Below are 19,720 nucleotides of genomic sequence, written 5' to 3' on the forward strand. Positions count from 1 at the left end.
TTTCAAGGAGTAGATAATGCTTCAACAGTGGCAACAAATTTACGATCCGATGGGGAACATTTGGCTTTCAAGTGCAATTGCTTTGATTCCAATCGTGTTCTTCTTCTTGGCACTGGCTGTATTTCGGATGAAAGGCAGTGTGGCAGGCACCATCACCGTCGCATTGGCATTTTTGGTGTCGATGTTCTTGTACAAAATGCCCATCGCGATGGCAGTAGCTTCGATGATCTATGGCTTCTTCTACGGATTGTGGCCAATTGCTTGGATCATCATTGGTGCGGTGTTCCTATACAAAATTTCGGTTAAAACGGGGCAGTTTGACATTATTCGTTCCTCGATTTTGTCATTAACAGAAGACCAACGTTTACAAATGCTATTGGTAGGTTTTGCTTTTGGAACCTTCTTGGAAGGGGCGGCGGGCTTTGGTGCACCAGTCGCGATTACCGCTGCATTATTAGTGGGGTTAGGTTTTAAACCACTTTATGCAGCAGGACTTTGCCTGATCGTCAACACAGCACCTGTAGCATTCGGTGCGATGGGGATTCCCATCATTGTGGCAGGGCAAGTCTCGGGTATTGAAACCATCCAAATTAGCCAAATGGTGGGGCGTCAATTGCCAATCATGGTGCCGATCGTATTGATTTGGATCATGGCGATTATGGACGGTTGGCGTGGTGTTAAGGAAACATGGCCTGCAATTTTTGTCGGTGGTGGATCTTTTGCCTTAGCGCAGTTCTTAACCGCAAACTATGTCGGTCCAGAATTGCCTGATATTACCGCTGCGATTGCTGCTTTGGTGAGTTTAACCGTGCTCTTAAAATTTTGGCAACCGAAACACATTTTCCGTTTTGAAGATGAGAAACAGGTTGATCCCCATATTGCGCTTGCTGCGCAAAAGTCATATAGCGTGGGTCAAATTGTAAAAGCATGGTCACCGTTTGCGGTTTTGACAGCAATGGTGACGCTGTGGAGTATCAAAGCGTTTAAGGATCTATTTGCCAAAGATGGGGCACTGCATGATCTTGTGATCTCGATCAAAGTGCCATTTTTACATCAAATGATTCAAAAGTTGCCACCTGTAGTGCCTGAAATTAAGGACTACGATGCGATTTATAAATTTGATTGGTTGTCTGCAACAGGTACAGCCATCATGATTGCGGCAGTGATTACCATCATTTATTTAAAAATGAAGCCAAAAGATGCTGTTGTGACCTTTGTGGAAACGGTGAATGAGCTGAAAACGCCGATTTACTCGATTGGTATGGTATTGGCATTTGCCTTTATTGCGAACTATTCGGGTTTATCAGCAACTTTGGCATTGGCTTTGGCCCATACGGGGCAAGCATTTACTTTCTTCTCGCCGTTCTTGGGCTGGGTTGGGGTGTTCTTAACCGGTTCAGATACCTCTGCCAATGCTTTGTTCTCGGCATTGCAAGCGACGACTGCACAGCAAATTGGTGTACCTGAAGTGCTCTTGGTCGCAGCCAATACCAGTGGTGGTGTCACGGGTAAAATGATTTCACCGCAATCGATTGCAATTGCTTGTGCAGCAGTGGGATTGGTGGGTAAAGAGTCTGATTTGTTCCGCTTTACGGTAAAACACAGTATTACCTTTACTGTGATGATTGGTATCATCATTACCCTACAAGCTTATGTGTTCCCGTGGATGATTCCATAATCTCGGGTCAAGGAAAAGAAATGAAAGTCTCCGACAAAGTGGTACAACGCTTACGTATATTGATTGAACAAAACAATATGCAAGTCGGAGCGCGTTTGCCAGCAGAACGTAAACTGTGTGAGGAACTCGGTGTTTCTCGCAGCTCTTTGCGCGAGGCGATTCAGCAGTTGGTGGCTGCAGGGGTCTTAGTGAGTAAAGTCGGCGCAGGCAATTATTTACAGCAGTTGCCTGCCAATTGGTCGCAAAATTTAATTGTTGAGCCATTAACGGATTTGCTGAATCAGGATCCTGAATATCGTTTTGATGTGCAAGAAGCCCGTATGGTGCTTGAAGGCGGAACAGCGTGGTATGCCGCACAGCGCGCAACACCAAATGACCTTGAAAATATTCGAAAATATTTCGAGCAGATTAATCATTTTCAATTGATTGGAGATGATGCACAGGCTGCCATCGCTGATGCCAAATTTCATTTAGCCATTGCAGAAGCTTCGCATAATCTGGTGCTGATCCAAATGATGCGTGGGCTATTCGACCTTTTGCAATATAACGTGATGTTGGGACGCCGTAAGGTATACACCACACCACGCCACTTTGAGCAATTGCATGACCAACACTTTCAAGTGATGAATGCCATTGAACGCCAAGACCCAGAAGCTGCTCGAAAGGCAGTCTGTGGGCATATCGAATTTGTAGTTCAACGGGTACGTTTGATTGATGAAGAAGAAGCGCGTCGTCAACGTTCCAGTCGATTAAATAGGACATAACTCATGATTATTTCTTCTGCAAATGACTATCGTGAAGCAGCACGACGTCGTTTACCGCCATTTTTATTTCATTATATTGATGGTGGAGCGTATGCAGAATATACCTTAAAGCGCAATGTCGAAGATTTATCGAAAATCGCGCTGCGTCAACGTGTCTTAAATGACATGTCTCAATTGAGTTTGGAAACCAAACTCTTTGACGAGACCCTATCAATGCCTGTGGCGTTGTCACCAGTCGGATTAACGGGGATGTATGCCCGTCGTGGTGAAGTACAAGCCGCAGTGGCAGCAGACAAGAAAGGCATTCCATTTACCTTATCGACGGTTTCTGTGTGTCCAATTGAAGAAGTCGCACCTGCCATTCAGCGTCCAATGTGGTTCCAGTTATATGTCCTGCGTGACCGTGGCTTTATGAAAAATGCTTTGGAACGTGCCAAAGCTGCAGGCTGTTCAACGTTGGTGTTCACAGTCGACATGCCGGTTCCGGGCGCACGTTACCGTGATGCGCACTCTGGTATGAGTGGTCCAAATGCCGCGATGCGTCGTTATATGCAATCTTTTACCCATCCACATTGGGCATGGAATGTTGGCTTGCATGGTCGCCCGCATGATTTGGGGAATATCTCTAAATATTTGGGTAAACCAACAGGTTTAGAAGACTATATCGGATGGTTGGGCAATAACTTTGATCCGTCGATTTCATGGAAAGACCTCGAGTGGATTCGTGAATTCTGGGATGGTCCAATGGTGATCAAAGGAATTTTAGACCCTGAAGATGCCAAAGATGCCGTGCGTTTTGGTGCAGATGGCATCGTGGTGTCGAATCATGGTGGTCGTCAGTTGGATGGGGTTTTATCCTCTGCACGTGCACTTCCTCCGATTGCGGATGCAGTGAAAGGAGATATCAAAATCCTTGCTGACTCGGGTATTCGTAACGGTCTAGATGTCGTACGTATGCTCGCATTGGGTGCAGATACCTGTATGCTCGGTCGTGCTTTTGTGTATGCCTTGGGTGCTGCAGGCGGTGCGGGTGTGAGTAATTTACTTGAGCTGATTGATAAAGAAATGCGTGTAGCGATGACTTTAACGGGTGCCAAAACCATTGCTGACATTACTTCAGATTGCTTAGTACGTTTAGAAAAAGAATTGGTTTAAGCATTTAACCGCAAAGATTTAAAAGCCAAACCTAAACGATGCTGTTAATCATCTTATATCCAATTAAAATTGATCACAGATTTTCCTCTCCTGTGTGGAGAGGTTTAGGGGGAGGTTTTTTAGGTTGAAACACTCTCATCCTAACCTTCTTCCAGAGGGAGAGGGGAATTGCATTGATGATTAAGATTTTGGATCATTGATTATTTTTTATTTTCGAAACAACTATAGTTTTAACAGCATATATAGCGTGCTTATTCCTTACTTTTCTTTCGGGAAAAGTAAGCAAAACCGTTTGTCTTTCGTTGAACTCGCGCAATAACAGTCATGAAAAAAATTTAAGTCGCAGAAATATTTTGCCTCATGATTTAGTCTGGCTCGAACAGCAACGAAAGACTGGGTTGCGTATCGAGATTTCATTTTGCTTCAAGTTTCAAATGAATCTGAATAGATCATCATTCCAGATGGATTCAGTCATAAAGGATTTAAACTATGTCTGCTTCACTTGCTTGTCAAAACACCATTCAAAAACTGATTGATATTGTCGGTAAAGCCCATGTATTGACCGATGATCAAGAGACACGTTTGTATCGTCAAGGTCGTCGTTATGGTTCGGGGCAAGTGTTGGCGGTGGTGTCACCGGGTTCATTGTGGGAGCAATGGCAGGTCTTGCAAGCGGCGGTGGATGCCGATTGTATTGTGATTATGCAGGCAGCCAATACAGGACTAACCGGTGGCTCGACGCCGTTTGGCGATGATTATGATCGACCTGTGGTGCTGATAAGTACGCGCCGATTGGTTGGGATTCAAGTGATTAATGACGGCAAGCAAGTGATTTGTTTGCCGGGGGCAACACTGGATCGTTTAGAAAAAGAATTGGCAGGGTTTAATCGTGAACCGCATTCAGTGATTGGTTCATCCTGTATTGGCGCATCGGTTTTAGGTGGGGTGTGTAATAACTCCGGCGGTGCACTCGTACGTCGTGGACCTGCCTATACTGAATTGGCTTTATATGCCCGTGTCAATGAACAAGGTCAGTTAGAGCTGGTCAACCATTTGGGCGTGAACTTGGGTGAAACGACTGAGCAAATCCTGAAAAACTTAGAACAACAACACTATCAAACTCAAGACATTCAAAATGAAAGTCATTGCTGTGCATCTGACCACCGTTATGTCAAAGATGTGACACAGGTCGATGAAAATACCCCTGCACGTTTTAATGCTGATCCTTCTCGCCTGTATGAAGCTTCAGGTTCAGCAGGTAAAGTTTGCGTATTTGCGGTGCGTTTGGACACCTTTGAAAAAATTCCAAGCCAAGTGTTCTACGTGGGCAGTAATTCGCATGATGACTTAACTGAAATCCGTCGCTTCTTGTTGAAAGATTTACCCCGTATTCCGATTGCAGGGGAATACATTCACCGTGTGGCTTACGATATTGGGGCTGAGTACGGTAAAGATACTTTCATGTTTATTGAAAAGTTCGGAACAGCTAAAGTTCCTGCGGCTTTTGCGATGAAAGATAAAGTCGATGGTTATTTGGAAAAATGGAAGTTACGTGGACTGTCCGATAAAGTTCTGCAATTGGTGACTAAATTCTTACCGTCACATTTACCAAAACGAATGAACGACTTCCGTGATCTGTACGAGCACCATTTGGTGCTACGTATTGAAGATCAAGATGTACCTGCGGTGGAAGCCTTCTTTAAACAGTATTTTTCGACGCATCAAACAGGAGATTATTTCCTGTGTGATGCCGATGAAGGACGTAAAGCCTTTTTACATCGTTTCGCCGTGGCAGGTGCGGCGATTCGTTATCGAGATACCCATTTAAGTGAAGTTGAAGATATTGTGGCACTCGATATTGCGCTGCGACGTAATGACCGTGAGTGGGTGGAGACTTTACCCAAAGAGATGGATGATCAAATCATTCATAAGCTTTACTATGGTCATTTCCTGTGTCACGTGTTTCACCAAGACTATATTGTGAAAAAAGGGGTGGATCCTTTAGCGATGGAACATGCGATGTGGCATTTGCTCGATGATCGTGGGGCAGAATATCCGGCGGAGCATAATGTGGGTCATTTATATGTGGCAAAACCAGCACTGAAAAATCATTATCAAAAACTTGATCCGACCAATAGCTTTAATGTGGGCATTGGACAAACATCAAAATTGAAGCATTGGCATTAAGTCAGACTGAATACCATCCTATAAACATTAAAAGCCCGTAAATACGGGCTTTTTAACGGTTGTTTCTAAATGCTAATCTAAAATATTAAAGCTTGGATTCTGAAGCGTTGTGCTGATCGCTTGCATCACTCTGTTTGGATTTGCCGATAATCGAAGAAATAAAGCCCAAAATAAAGGCACTCACGATAAATACCACAAATGAATACAACACTGAATGGGTATTGAACCACACCACAAGGGTTAAAATCGAAACGATAGCGGTACAGATCCAAACCGCCATGCCTGAACCCGAGGGGGCTTGAGTGGGCGCTGATGGATGAAGCTCGGATTGAATGTCTGAATCATGGGCTGTGTTTTGAGTCATGCTGGTCGGGTCAACGCCGTAAAAAAAGTAAGCATAATCATCAAATTGAGATAAAGCTACTTTTTGATACTCCTTTAGACCATTGTCATGATGAGGATGCTGCCGAAACTGCTCCAGTTGTTCCAGTGGAAAACGCAGATGTTCATCCGAATCGAAATCTGTGGCTAAACCACTGCTGCGCAATAAAATAAAATTTTGATAATGGGTTTTAATCAGTTCCTGAAAGCGTTCAAAATGATGCAGATGCGCTTCACCGACACTGTCTAGGAAAAAGGCTTTATTTTCTTCTAGATTAATTAAGGCTTGATCAGGGGTGGTAATCAAATAAGCATATAAACTGTCGCCAAAGTCATGTTGATATTCTGCGACTAAATCATGTAATTGTGGATCGCCTGCATCAAGTAGATCGGTATATTTTGCCCAATGCAGATTGTTGGTTTTAAACAACATAAACCACAGAATCGGGACAAAACCATCTGCTTGTAATTCAAATGAGGCAGTATGATAAAAATCTGACCATTGGTTGTGACTGCCTATGGGCATATGCCCAAGCGGGGAACTGGTTAAAAAAACAGGGTGGCTCATAGGCTGACATGGGCTGATTGTCTTAAAGTTCTTCCATGATATTTCAAATTGGGGAATTTAGATTTTTGAGATTGTTGTAAAGCTGTATATCAATTCAGATGCTAGTTGTTTGACGTTCGGCTAAAAAACCAGATCAGCCCTTGCAGTTCAGATTGACTTTATTTACTGCTAAATCGTGAGACACAGTCATCCCAAAAATAAATAAACACGCTAAAGTAGTATGCAACAAGTTGCAAAGCCCATAAATAAAGGACATGCCATGACAACTCGCTATGCAAATATATTAAAACCATTGGATTTAGGCTTTACCACCATTCGTAATCGTGTCGTGATGGGCTCGATGCACACGGGACTTGAAGACCGCTTTTATAATTACCCTAAATTGGCAGCCTATTTTGGTGAGCGTGCTAAAGGTGGCGTGGGCCTAATCATTACTGGTGGGATTTCACCGAACCGTTCAGGTTGGTTGTTGCCTGCGGGAGGCACCATGAACACTTTGGGCGATGTTGCGCCACATCGTTTGGTGACGCATGCAGTGCATAAGCATGGTGGCCAGATTCTGATGCAGATTTTGCATTCAGGTCGTTATGGCTATCAACCTTTTGTGGTGTCGGCAAGTCCGATCAAATCGCCGATTTCACCGTTTAAACCTCGTCAAATGAGTGAAAAACAAATTTTAGCCACCATTCAAGACTATGCCCATACTGCCAGTATTGCCAAAAAATCAGGTTACGATGGCGTGGAAATCATGGGTTCAGAAGGCTATTTGCTAAATCAGTTTTTAAGCCGTCATGTTAATCAGCGTACTGATCAGTGGGGTGGAGAGATTGAAAATCGTATGCGCTTTGCGATTGAGATCGTCAAAGCGGTGCGGGCTAAAGTTGGGCAAAAATTTATTATTTGCTTTCGTTTATCGATGTTAGACCTCGTTCATGACGGCAATACCATGGATGAAGTGATTACTGTGGCCAAAGCCTTAGAGCAAGCCGGTGTAACTTTACTCAATACGGGCATTGGATGGCATGAAGCCCGCATTCCGACCATTGTCACTTCTGTGCCCCGTGCCGCCTTTGTTGACTACACCGCAGAAGTGAAAAAGCATGTGTCGATTCCGGTCATTGCATCGAATCGCATTAATATGCCGGACACCGCTGAAGAAATTTTGTCAGCAGGCAAAGCCGATATGGTGCAAATGGCTCGTCCACTGTTGGCAGATGCCTTTTGGGTGAATAAAGTCGCAACGGATCGTGTGGATGAAATCAATACCTGTATCGCCTGTAACCAAGCCTGCCTCGATCATACCTTTAAAAACAAACGCGCCACCTGTTTAGTCAATCCGCAAGCGGCCTATGAAACTGAATTGGTTTATGTCAAAACCAAAAAACCGAAGCGTGTTGCGGTCGTTGGCGGCGGTGTGGCAGGGATGTCTGCTGCGACTGTAGCAGCCTATCGTGGACATCACGTGACTTTATTTGAAGCAACGAGTGATGTCGGTGGTCAGTTTAATTTGGCCAAAGTGGTTCCAGGTAAAGAGGAGTTCCATGAAACTATTCGTTATTTCAAAAAACAGATTGAAAAAAACGGCGTTGAACTGCGTTTAAATACCCGCGTTAATCGTGAACAACTTGAACGTGAAGGGTTTGATGAAGTGATTGTGGCAACAGGTGTTGTACCCCGTGCCTTAAAAATCGAAGGCAGCGATGCACCGCAAGTGTTGTCTTATGCAGAAGTGCTCCGTGGTGCACCTGTAGGCAATAAAGTTGCTGTGATTGGTGCAGGAGGAATCGGTTTTGATGTCTCCGAGTTTTTACTGAAACCAGAACATCAACCTCAGCCACAACCTTTGGCGGACTGGAAACGTGAATGGGGGGTAGATGCTAACGTCAATTACATGACCGAAGGTGGTGCTGTACCGCCAGAAGTTGAACACCCTGTCCGTGAAATTTATTTGCTACAACGTAAAACCACACCACTGGGTATTGGACTGGGTAAAACCTCAGGTTGGGTGCATCGTGCCCAATTGAAAAAACATCGGGTGCGCATGCTTCGTGGTGTGCAATATAAAGCGGTGACCGATGAAGGCTTATGGATTGAAACTGAAGGGCAGTCACAACTGTTACGTGTCGATACCATTGTGGTATGTGCAGGGCAGGAATCTGTCAAAGAGATTATGCCGACTGAGACTGAAAAAACCTTAGCCCAGTACCATATTATTGGGGGTGCCAAGCTTGCTGCGGAGCTTGATGCCAAGCGCGCAATCCGTGAAGGTGCTGAAATTGCAGCCAAAATATGAGTTTTTTTAAGAATTTGGCGAAACTATATTCACTTGAATGCATTCAGTGAAACTTTTACTTGTCAGAATTTAAAAAGCTCCGTATTATGGCGCACATGGAAGCGTGGCAGAGCGGTTTAATGCACCGGTCTTGAAAACCGACGAGGGCTTATACCCCTCCGTGAGTTCGAATCTCACCGCTTCCGCCAAATTCGAAAAGCCCCAGTCAAACGACTGGGGCTTTTTTTATGTGTCTAATGCTATTGTTGAATTGAGTCTAGAGTGAGCTGAATGGCATAAATATGATGTCATTAGATGCTTGAGCAGGTTTAAAATGAAATACTTATTCAAAATTGAATGATTGTGAATCATTTTGAATGTCTGACATCAGAGGGCTTCACAATCTCATCGCATGAATATGGTTGAATATTCTTCTAAAACACGTTATTAATTAAAAATTAAGCATTCCGCATAGAATTTATTATTTATTCGGCAATGCATCAGAAGAAAAAATGATTAGAAAATAAGATTTCGAAATCAATCACCTTAAAACAAGAGCAATAGGTATCACTTTACATGCATGATCAAGCGCGGCACCAGTGGGTCGGATGTGAAGATTGCGATGCAGTCTATGTCCGAATTGCACTCGCATCCAAAGAACGTGCCTATTGCCCATATTGTGGCACCGAGCTGTATCGCGATTTATATTCTTTTAATACCTTATTGGCTTTGGTGGTGACCTCGCTGATTATTTTTGTGATTGCCAATAGTTTTCCGATTGTGACAGTTGAACTGCAAGGTATCTTTTCACAAACTACATTGTTGGGTGCAGCGTGGACCATGTATCAAGCTGATCGTGCCTTTGTCGGTTTTTTAATTTTAATGACCACCTTTGTGGTGCCCTTGCTGTATTTACTACTCATGGCATACATCTTAAGCAGTGTGATGATTCATCCGCATCAACCTTTAACGGTCATGCAAGTCCGCGCTTTACGTGGGTTGTACCTGTTGCGGACATGGGGCATGGTTGAAGTATTTTTGATTGGAATTTTGGTCACTTTGGTGAAACTGGTGGGTATGGTCAAAGTGATTCCGGGGATTGCACTGTGGGCATTTGCAATCTTAAGTCTGCTTTTGGTGTATATCGTTTCCATGAAAGTCAAAGATCTTTGGGATGCCATTGAAGTGAATGGTGGGCGCTGATGCAGATTTACTCGCTAAGTAACGTTTCAGATTTAGCCTTATCTCAAGAGAGATTAAAGCCCAAACACTTTAAGTCTGAATCAACACGATTATCGATCAATGCATCGTCAAATCTATCATCAGATGCGTCCTCTACTCACGCATCCAAACCTTCATCAGAGCCCTCATCAGAGCTTTCATCACAGCCTTTGTCTCAACCTTTATCAGAATCATCATCGAAGCCGTCACAAGATCTATCGACTCAATCTTCAGCTTCCTCTCAAGGACCAAATCCGAACTTTGGTCGAAGCGCATTGTTTGATGATGAAACAGACATGCAATTGCCATTACGTGGTATCGATTTAGGCTTGGTGTTATGCCATTGTTGTGGACGTTTAAATCCGCAGCCTGAGCTTAATTCCTCAGAGACTGAGGCGCATTTAAAAAATGACATTTTAAAGAGTGAAGCTTTAAAATGTGAACGCTGTCATGCACCGTTACATCAACGTAAAACAGCGAGTTTAGAGCGCACTTTAGCCTTTTTGATCGCAGCCACGATTTTATATATTCCTGCCAATATTTTACCAATGACGATTACCGAATCGATCTTGGGCTATCAACAAGACACCATCATGAGTGGCGTGATTTACTTTTGGCACAATGGGGATTACTTTGTGGCAAGCGTCATTTTCATGGCGAGTATTTTTATTCCTTTATTAAAGTTGGTGATTTTGGCTTTACTGCTGGCTGCGGTGTACTTACAAAGCGCTAAACGCATTTACTTACTGCCTGCACATTGCGCCATTTTATATCGAATTGTAGAGTTTATTGGCCGTTGGTCCATGATCGATGTATTTGTTGTCGCGCTGTTGGCTGCCTTAATTCAAATCCATTCCTTAGCAACCATTTTAGCTGGTGCAGGCTCCGTGGCTTTTGGGGCGGTGGTGGTGCTGACCATGTGTGCCTCCTTAAGTTTTGATCCAAGAATCATTTGGGACAACTATGCACAAGCGCAAAAAGATAAACGTCAAATCAAGCCTGTTGAAGCTACCCATGATTTAAATTTCCCTTATTCAAACCAAGAAAAATAATGATGACTGATTCTATAGAAAACCGAGAACCGACCCCATTACCTGAACCGACTAAGAAACGTAGCCGTTGGAAGCCGTCATTGATTTGGCTGATTCCTTTGGTGGCGTTGATTATTGCCTTATCTTTGGCAGTGAAAGCCTATTTGAACACAGGTCCTGTGATTGAAGTGACTTTTAGAACCGCTGAAGGTTTGGAGGCCGGTAAAACCACGGTACGTTATCGTCAGGTGAGTATTGGTTTGGTGCGTGAAATTGACTTGGCGGAAGACCGCTCTAAAGTGGTGGCCAAAATTGAGTTACGTAAAGATGCCAGTAATTTTGCCGCCAAAGATTCACGCTTTTGGGTGGTTCGTCCGCGCGTAGGGATGGGCGGGATCACCGGTATAGATACCTTGCTGTCAGGGGCATATATCGAAGTGGATGGGGGTAAATCAGATGAGAAAAAAGTCGATTTTCAGGGCTTAGAAAATCCCCCAGTCATCACTTCGGATGTACCGGGCAAAGTATTTTTCTTAAAAGCCAAAGATCTAGGTTCACTGGATTTCGGTTCACCGATTTATTATCGCAGAATCAATGTCGGTCAAGTCACGGCCTATAACTTGGCTAAAGATGGACAAAGTGTTGAGCTACAAACCTTTATTCGTGCGCCTTATGACAAGTTTGTGACCAATGATGCGCGTTTCTGGCAAGCCAGTGGCATTGATGTTAGCTTAAATGCTTCAGGGCTTAGTTTAAATACCCAATCTTTGGCCAGTATTGTGTCAGGCGGGATTGCCTTTGGGTATCCTGAAGATTCTTTTGCCAGTGTTGCGGCAAATAACAGCCGTTTTGATTTGTTTGATACCCGTGCTGAAGCCTTGAAAAAACCGGATATTAATCCACGCCGCATCGTGATGTATTTTGATGATTCATTACGTGGCTTGTCAGAAGGTGCACCGATTGACTTTATGGGCGTAGAAGTGGGTGTCGTCAAAGGCATTAATACAGAATTCTTAAATCAATACAGTAAAATTCGTATGCGTGTGGATGCGGAAGTTTATCCATCTCGTATTGCCGGTGGTCAAGAACTCGATCCACAAGGTCATATCTTTAAAAACTTTGTCGAGCATGGTTGGCGTGCCCAAGTCCGTACCGGCAACTTGCTCACAGGGCAAAATTACATTGCTTTTGATGTGTTCCCGAAAGCGCCGTATCGTAGTCTGACTTTATTGCCAAATGGCATTGTAGAAATACCGACCACACCAACCGATTTGAAAGGTCTGCAAACACAGATTACCGAGATCACGGAAAAAGTGAATAAATTCCCGATCGTAGAAATTGGTCAAGATGTGCGTAATACCATGGCCAAGCTACAAAGCACCATCACTTCATCGAAAAAATTGGTCGATCAACTCGATGGCCAAGTGGCACCGAATGTTCAATCGACCTTGAACGATGTCCGTAAAGCGGTGCAGTCGTCGGAAACCATTTTGTCTAGTGATGCACCAATGCAACAGGATTTACGCCGTGCCTTGCAACAGGTGACGCGTGCAGCTGCTTCATTGCAGTTGATGGCTGACCAAATTGAACAACATCCTGAATCGTTGATTCGTGGAAAAAATACAGAGCCAAAGAAAAATGATAATGATTAATTCAAAAAACAATGGGCCACGCACTGCAAAGCGCAGATTCATGTCAAAAGGCTGTTGGCAGTACAGTATGTTTGCGCTGTGTGGCAGCTTAATATTGGCGGGATGTTCTTCTTCAAATACCCCCAATTATTACTCGCTGACGCCGCAGATTGCACCGGTAGTGCAATCCAATCAGGTGCGTGTAATTGAAGTTTTGCCTGTGGGCTTGTCGGATCGACTGAATCGAATTCCGCTGGTGATTCAGACGCCAAAAGGCGAGTCTAAAGTACTGAATGAAGAGCGTTGGACCTCAACTTTGTCTGCCGAGTTAAGAGATAGCTTGTCTACCGGCTTGCAACAAAAGTTAGGGGCTTTTGATCGTTATAACAGTGGCATGACCGGAGGCAAAGCTGCCTATCGTATCGCGATTGATTTTTCCCGCTTTGATTTTATTCAAAGCACGGACAATAGTTCGGCTAAAGGCAAAACGCCCAGCGCAGATCAGGTGGTGATTGCCGTGGCATGGACGGTAAAATATGATGATCCTAATCGTCCACTCTCCAATCCTAAAAATGCACAAGAAAGTCCAAAGCACAATCAATTGAGTTGTCGTATGCAATGGACACAGCCCATTGCGATGCGTGATCCTAAACTGATTGATGCTGTGGAAACCTCACGTCAATCTTTGGCTCAGGTGATTGATGGGATTTCCACCTCAGTATTGGCGTTGGAGCGCAAGTCCAAGCCAAGTCTGAGTCATGGAGCGTGTAATTAAGAGAAATGAAATGAGTTAGAATATTTGGAATGCCATTATAGCTTTTGCAACTCTCAATTTTCTTAATCGATGATTTTTGAGATTCTCTTAATACCTGAAGAGAATTTTCGCTGATCATAAAAGATTTTGTTTAGCGAAAGCTGCATGGTCATCGCATCCACCAAGCGGTATCATAATGTGATTGTAAAATTGGGATGTAGCATGAAAATTATTGCAGATGAGAATCTGGCATTTACCGATTATTTTTTCTCAGCATTTGGCGAGATTGAGCACAAAGCAGGGCGTACTTTAACGCATGCAGATGTTCAGGATGCGGATGCGCTTTTGGTTCGCTCAGTGACAAAAGTCGATGCTGATCTGATTCAAAATACTGCAATCAAATTTGTGGGCAGTGCCACCATTGGTACAGACCATTTAGACATCGCTGCAATTGAAAAAAATGGCATTGCTTGGTCAAATGCAGCGGGCTGCAATGCGCAGGCGGTGGCTGAATATGTGATTACCGCTTTACTGCATTTAAAACCAGAACTGATTCATGCTCAGCACGATTTTACTTTAGGGATTATTGGTCTAGGGAATGTCGGTTCACGTTTAGCAACCATGGCGCAGCTTTTAGGTTGGAACGTGATTGGCTATGATCCTTTCGTGCAACGTGATCATGTACAGCAAGTTGAATTCGATGAATTATTGAAACAAGCTGATGCCATTTCAACCCATGTACCTTTGACCAAAACAGGGGATCATCCGACTTATCATTTGATTGATGCGGCTGCTTTCAATCAGATGAAAGCGGAAGCGATTTTGATTAACTCTGCTCGTGGTGCTGTGGTGGCAGAAGCGGATTTAATTGTAGATATTGAAAAAACTTCACGTCAGGTGGTACTTGATGTATTTGAGCATGAACCTGTGATTTCGGAACAGCTATTAAATCTGATCACTTTAGTGACACCGCATATTGCAGGCTATAGCTTAGAAGGCAAAGCACGTGGCACACAAATGATTTATGATGCCTTTTGTCAAAAGTTTGGCTATGAAGCCGATAAGAAGTTTGAAACCCAGTTGCCAGTCTGTGAACAATATTTCCAAGATCAAGATTTAAAAACGGTGTTGATCAATAAGCTTTCAGACATTTATGACATTCAACGTGATGATCAAAATTTACGTGCATGTTTAAAAGATGGAAAGGTAGATCAGCAGGCTTTTGATCATTTACGTAAGACCTATCCACTGCGCCGTGAGTGGGCTGCACATGGAGGGCCAAAAGCATGAATCAAACGATTCAGTATCAACCGACCTGCGATATCAAAGCCATGCAAGCCCGTGCCAAAATGTATGCACAGCTACGCCAATTCTTTGCAGAACGTGGCGTGATGGAAGTCGAAACCCCGATTCTATCGCAAGCGGGCGTGACCGATGTGCATTTGGCCTCTGTACAAGCCATGCGTCATATCAGTGGTCGCAAACAGACCCATTATTTACAGACTTCACCTGAATTCCCTATGAAGCGTCTGTTGGCAAGTGGCAGTGGTCCGATCTATCAAATCTGTAAAGTCTTCCGAGATGATGAACATGGACGCAAGCACAACAGTGAATTTACCATGTTGGAATGGTATCGCCCCAGCTTAAGTTTAAAAGACTTGATGTTTGAAGTCAGTGACTTACTCAATGTGACGTTGGCGCAGCGTTTTGGTGAAGTGCGTCCAACGGTTTTAAGTTATAAACATGCCTTTATGGATCGTTTGGATCTTAATCCTTTACAGGCGACCCTAAAAGAATTAAAAGATGCTGCACGCCGTGTCGGTTTAAATTTAGATTTGGGTGATGATCGATTGGGTTATATTGACCTATTGTTCTCACATATGGTTGAACCGAGTCTAGGCTTTGACACACCTGTATTCCTCACTGACTTTCCACCTGAAATGGCATCCTTAGCCAAAACCAAATTAGATGAAGATGGTGAATTGGTGGCAGCACGTTTTGAGCTATATATCGAGGGCTTGGAGCTTGCCAATGCCTATGATGAACTCATCGATGCAGAAGTACTGCGTTCACGCTTTGAAGCAGATAATGCTGAACGCGAAAAACTAGGCTTGCATGTGATGCCAATCGATGAATATTTATTGGCTGCCTTACCGAATATGACTGAGTGTTCGGGCATTGCACTCGGAATTGACCGCTTACTGATGATCGCCACTGAAAAAATGCGTTTAGAGCATGTGATTACATTCCCAGCCGATGTGTCTTAACTTATTCTTTGCTTCAACATTCGTAAAAAAGCTTGCCCGAGGGCAAGCTTTTTTATTTTGGATTTGAAATTTTAATGCTTATTGATGACTGGCTTTCAGAGCAGCCAAAGCATCAATACGTTTTTGAATCAGCATTTCACCAATATCAGGGCCTTTCACCTCAGCAGGTAAGTCCGAAGCTTTAATATTGCGGACCAATTCCATGGCACGACGCAAATAGGCTGCTTGCGGATAATCACGATCTTCTAGACCGAGTCGACCTTTGGCATCACATTCACAGGCCTGAATAAATGCTTCAACTCGTTCAGGACGACGTAATACATCAAGACGTTGTAACAAGCGCCAAAGTGTGCCTGCTTTTAAGGTAAAGGCTTGATGACTTTTCAAATGCTCTTTACAGACTGCCAAAGCCAGTTGCTTGGTATTGGTGGGTACTTTTAAGCGATCACAGACCTCAGTCACAGGTTGTATGCCACGTTCTTCATGCATGATATGCCGTGGTAATTCTTCAACAGGTGTCAACGCTTTACCTAAGTCATGCACCAAAACCGCGAAGCGTACATCCAAAGAATAGTTGGCTTTACAGGCCTGTTGCAAAGACATCATGGTATGAATACCACAGTCAATTTCAGGATGATATTCAGGACGCTGAGGTACGCCATATAGGGCATCAAGTTCAGGGAACAGGACTTTTAAAGCACCACACGCACGCAGCACTTCAAAATACACATCTGCATCTTTTTCCATTAAGGCACGAGAGGTTTCTTTCCATACCCGTTCAGCAGTCAAGGCTTTGAGTTCACCTGAGGCTGAAAGCTGTTGCATGAGTTCAAGCGTTTCATCTGCCACTTTAAAGCCGTACTGATGATAACGTGCGGCAAAACGTGCCACCCGTAGTACACGTAAAGGGTCTTCCGCAAAGGCATCTGAAACATGACGTAGAATTTTATGGTTTAAGTCATCATGTCCATGATAAGGATCATAGATTTTCCCATCATCATCCATGGCAATGGCATTGATGGTCAGGTCACGACGGATGAGGTCTTCTTCTAAGGTGACACTGACATCGGTGAAAAACTCAAAGCCATGATAGCCATGTCCTGACTTACGTTCAGTTCGGGCCAGTGCATATTCATCTTTGGTTTCAGGATGCAGAAACACAGGGAAATCTTTACCCACAGGTTGAAAACCTTGGGCAAGCAGTTGTTCAGGCGTTGCGCCAACAACGACATAATCCTTTTCGTGATAGGGGTGTCCGAGCAATTGATCTCGGACGGCACCGCCTACTAAATAAACTTGCATGAAAAAACCTCTATTCTTCAAGCAATCATGCTACAGAATAGAGGTTTTCTCAAGTCACAAGATGTGAGTAAACACGTATCAGTGGAAAAGCTTAACCGTTGAAGGCTAAGCATTAACAGTCTTAAAGCGCATCTTTCTCATTTTCTTGAATTTCAGCCACAGTCAGCGCAGTCATATTGACTAAACGACGCGTGGTTGCTGTTGGGGTCAAGATATGCACAGGCTTCGCCGCACCCAATAGGATTGGACCAATGGTGACATTGTTTCCTGAAGTTGATTTCAACAGGTTGAATGAAATATTGGCCGCATCCAGATTTGGCATAATCAGCAGGTTTGCAGGGCCTTTGAAACGTGAGTTCGGGAAGGCAAAGTGACGAATATTTTCATCCAAAGCTGCATCGGCATGCATTTCACCTTCAACTTCAAGTTCAGGTGCAGTTTTGCTCAAGATGTCATACACCTGACGCATTTTTTGTGCACTTGGGTCATCTTGATCTGAACCAAAACTTGAGTGAGAGAGCAGAGCAACGCGTGGCGTAATACCAAAACGACGCACTTCTTCAGCCGCCAAAATGGTCATTTCAGCCAATTGTTCAGCCGTTGGGTTACGGTTGATGTAGGTATCCGCAATAAAGATATTACGTTCATCTAACATTAAGGCATTTAAGGTAAAGAAGTTATTCATACCTTCTTTTTGACCAATCACATTGCGCACGAAATCTAAATGGATGTCGTAGCTTGAATATGTACCACAGAGCATGCCATCGGCTAAACCATGACGAACCAACATTGCCGCAATTAAGGTTGAACGACGACGTGTCTCACGTTGCGCATATTCAGGTGTCACCCCTTTGCGTTGCATTAATGTGTAGTAGTCATCTGCAAATTTTTCGTAATCTGGATTTTTTTCTTGATCCACGATGGTGATATTCACGCCATCTTGCAAACGTAAACCCAATTTTTTGATATTGGCTTCAATCACCGCAGGGCGACCGACCAAAATTGGTTTTGCTAAACCTTCATCCACTGCAATTTGCACAGCACGGAGTACACGTAAATCTTCACCTTCCGCATAGGCAATACGCTTCGGATCAGATTTTGCTTGAGCAAAAATCGGTTTCATAATGAATGCTGAGTTATACACAAACTCAGATAAACGTTGACGATAGGCAGCAAAGTCCAAAATAGGACGTGTTGCCACACCCGAATCCATCGCAGCTTGTGCGATAGCAGGCGCAATTTCAAGAATTAAACGTTGATCGAGTGGACGAGGAATCAAGTAATCACGACCAAAAGATGCTGATTTTTCACCATAAGATGCTGAATCTGCTTCAACATGTGCCATACGAGCAATCGCATAGACACAGGCAATCTTCATCTCTTCATTAATGGTGGTTGCACCAACGTCTAATGCACCACGGAAGATGTACGGGAAGCAAAGCGCGTTATTGACTTGGTTTGGATAATCCGAACGGCCTGTTGCCATGATCACGTCATCACGAACTTCGTGTGCATGTTCAGGTAAAATTTCAGGGTCTGGATTTGCTAAAGCAAAGATAATCGGATCTTTGGCCATTAACTTAACCATTTCTTTGGTTAAAATGCCGGCAGCTGAAAGACCCAAGAACATGTCCGCACCTGCAATCACGTCCGCCAATTGAGTTTGTTCAATATCTTGTACATAACGTAATTTAGACGCATCTAAGCCTTCACGTTTCGTGGTTAAAAGACCACGTGAATCGGCCACCACAATGTTTTCTTTTTTGGCACCTAAAGCGCACAGTAAATCTAAACAAGAGAGGGCTGCGGCACCTGCACCTGAAGCGACAATTTTGATTTGATCAATTTTTTTGCCATTCAATTGCAATGCATTTAACAGTGCTGAACCGACAATAATTGAGGTACCGTGTTGATCATCATGGAACACAGGAATATTCATGCGTTCACGCAGTTTTTGCTCAATGTAGAAACATTCTGGCGCCTTGATGTCTTCAAGGTTAATCCCGCCAAAGGTAGGTTCTAATGACGCCACGATATCGACAATTTTATCTGGATCATTTTCAGCAATTTCGATATCGAACACATCAACGCCGGCAAACTTTTTGAACAGAACGCCTTTACCTTCCATCACAGGTTTTGACGCCAATGGACCAATATTCCCTAAACCGAGCACCGCAGTACCATTACTGACCACAGCAACCAAGTTTCCACGTGCCGTATAAAGTGCAGCCTTAGACGGATCTTTTTCAATTTCTAAACACGGCGCTGCAACACCTGGAGAATAGGCTAGAGCTAAATCGTGTTGATTGATCAGTTGTTTGCTAGGTGTGACGCTAATTTTACCTGGGGTTGGAAATTCGTGGTAATAAAGTGCTTGCTCTTTTAAAGATTGATCGTCCATCTGAATCCCGGTCTTTTTACAGTGTTCCAGCGAAGCTGGTTTTGAGGCTAATTTCGTTTGAATATACCACTAGTTCAGGCTTGAGCACAGTTAAAAAGTCGAAAATTC

The 19,720-nt window shown here is 43.7% G+C and carries 14 protein-coding genes and 1 tRNA gene; 12 read left to right on the plus strand and 3 right to left on the minus strand.

All coding sequences use genetic code 11. The annotated features are described in order from the left end of the window. The first annotated feature begins 16 nt into the window (after positions 1-16). From lldP to dld, 4 genes are all read left to right on the plus strand, one after another. Positions 17-1,678 carry an L-lactate permease gene (lldP, locus tag G8D99_RS04625; protein ID WP_166323060.1) on the plus strand — a complete coding sequence of 554 codons (1,662 nt, stop codon included), beginning with the start codon at positions 17-19 and terminating at the stop codon, positions 1,676-1,678. A gap of 20 nt (positions 1,679-1,698) precedes the next feature. Next, entirely contained in the window at positions 1,699-2,442 is a 744-nt protein-coding gene (gene lldR, locus G8D99_RS04630) for a transcriptional regulator LldR (RefSeq protein WP_166323062.1), read from the plus strand. Positions 2,443-2,445: 3 nt separating this feature from the next. Further along, a complete protein-coding gene (gene lldD / locus G8D99_RS04635; RefSeq protein WP_166323064.1) occupies positions 2,446-3,597 on the plus strand; it encodes an FMN-dependent L-lactate dehydrogenase LldD in 1,152 nt (383 codons plus the stop codon). 489 nt (positions 3,598-4,086) lie between these two features. Then, a complete protein-coding gene (gene dld, locus G8D99_RS04640; protein WP_166323066.1) occupies positions 4,087-5,784 on the plus strand; it encodes a D-lactate dehydrogenase in 1,698 nt (565 codons plus the stop codon). An 85-nt stretch (positions 5,785-5,869) separates the two neighbouring features. Here dld and G8D99_RS04645 read toward each other — a convergent pair whose 3' ends face one another. Continuing rightward, positions 5,870-6,733 (minus strand): hypothetical protein, encoded by an 864-nt coding sequence (locus G8D99_RS04645; RefSeq protein WP_166323068.1) that lies wholly within the window; start codon positions 6,731-6,733, stop codon positions 5,870-5,872. A 259-nt stretch (positions 6,734-6,992) separates the two neighbouring features. On the opposite strand from G8D99_RS04645, the gene G8D99_RS04650 reads away from it, so the two are divergent. From G8D99_RS04650 to epmA, 8 genes are all read left to right on the plus strand, one after another. Continuing rightward, positions 6,993-9,026: an NADPH-dependent 2,4-dienoyl-CoA reductase gene (locus tag G8D99_RS04650; protein WP_166323070.1), complete on the plus strand. Its 2,034-nt coding sequence runs from the start codon at positions 6,993-6,995 to the stop codon at positions 9,024-9,026. A 97-nt stretch (positions 9,027-9,123) separates the two neighbouring features. Beyond that, positions 9,124-9,214 (plus strand) — tRNA-Ser (locus tag G8D99_RS04655). Positions 9,215-9,581: 367 nt separating this feature from the next. Continuing rightward, a complete protein-coding gene (locus tag G8D99_RS04660; RefSeq protein ID WP_166323072.1) occupies positions 9,582-10,208 on the plus strand; it encodes a paraquat-inducible protein A in 627 nt (208 codons plus the stop codon). A 314-nt stretch (positions 10,209-10,522) separates the two neighbouring features. Beyond that, positions 10,523-11,278 (plus strand): paraquat-inducible protein A, encoded by a 756-nt coding sequence (locus tag G8D99_RS04665; protein WP_166327524.1) that lies wholly within the window; start codon positions 10,523-10,525, stop codon positions 11,276-11,278. After that, positions 11,278-12,909, plus strand: coding sequence for a PqiB family protein (locus tag G8D99_RS04670; RefSeq protein ID WP_166323074.1), 1,632 nt, complete (start codon positions 11,278-11,280; stop codon positions 12,907-12,909). The genes G8D99_RS04665 and G8D99_RS04670 overlap by 1 nt, the downstream gene beginning before the upstream one ends. A gap of 40 nt (positions 12,910-12,949) precedes the next feature. Further along, the gene (locus tag G8D99_RS04675) at positions 12,950-13,663 is read left to right on the plus strand and encodes a PqiC family protein (RefSeq protein WP_166323076.1); all 714 of its coding nucleotides are present in this window, start codon (positions 12,950-12,952) and stop codon (positions 13,661-13,663) included. Positions 13,664-13,864: 201 nt separating this feature from the next. Next, positions 13,865-14,932, plus strand: coding sequence for a 4-phosphoerythronate dehydrogenase (locus G8D99_RS04680; RefSeq protein WP_166323078.1), 1,068 nt, complete (start codon positions 13,865-13,867; stop codon positions 14,930-14,932). Next, a complete protein-coding gene (epmA, locus tag G8D99_RS04685; protein ID WP_166323080.1) occupies positions 14,929-15,909 on the plus strand; it encodes an EF-P lysine aminoacylase EpmA in 981 nt (326 codons plus the stop codon). The genes G8D99_RS04680 and epmA overlap by 4 nt, the downstream gene beginning before the upstream one ends. A gap of 78 nt (positions 15,910-15,987) precedes the next feature. Here the strand turns inward: epmA and G8D99_RS04690 are convergent, their stop codons facing one another. Both G8D99_RS04690 and G8D99_RS04695 read right to left on the minus strand, forming a co-directional pair. After that, positions 15,988-17,211: a multifunctional CCA addition/repair protein gene (locus tag G8D99_RS04690; RefSeq protein WP_166323082.1), complete on the minus strand. Its 1,224-nt coding sequence runs from the start codon at positions 17,209-17,211 to the stop codon at positions 15,988-15,990. A gap of 121 nt (positions 17,212-17,332) precedes the next feature. Next, the gene (locus G8D99_RS04695) at positions 17,333-19,612 is read right to left on the minus strand and encodes an NADP-dependent malic enzyme (protein WP_166323084.1); all 2,280 of its coding nucleotides are present in this window, start codon (positions 19,610-19,612) and stop codon (positions 17,333-17,335) included. Between the last annotated feature and the right edge of the window lie 108 nt (positions 19,613-19,720).

The sequence above is a fragment of the Acinetobacter lanii genome, from assembly GCF_011578285.1.
GTDB lineage: Bacteria > Pseudomonadota > Gammaproteobacteria > Pseudomonadales > Moraxellaceae > Acinetobacter > Acinetobacter lanii.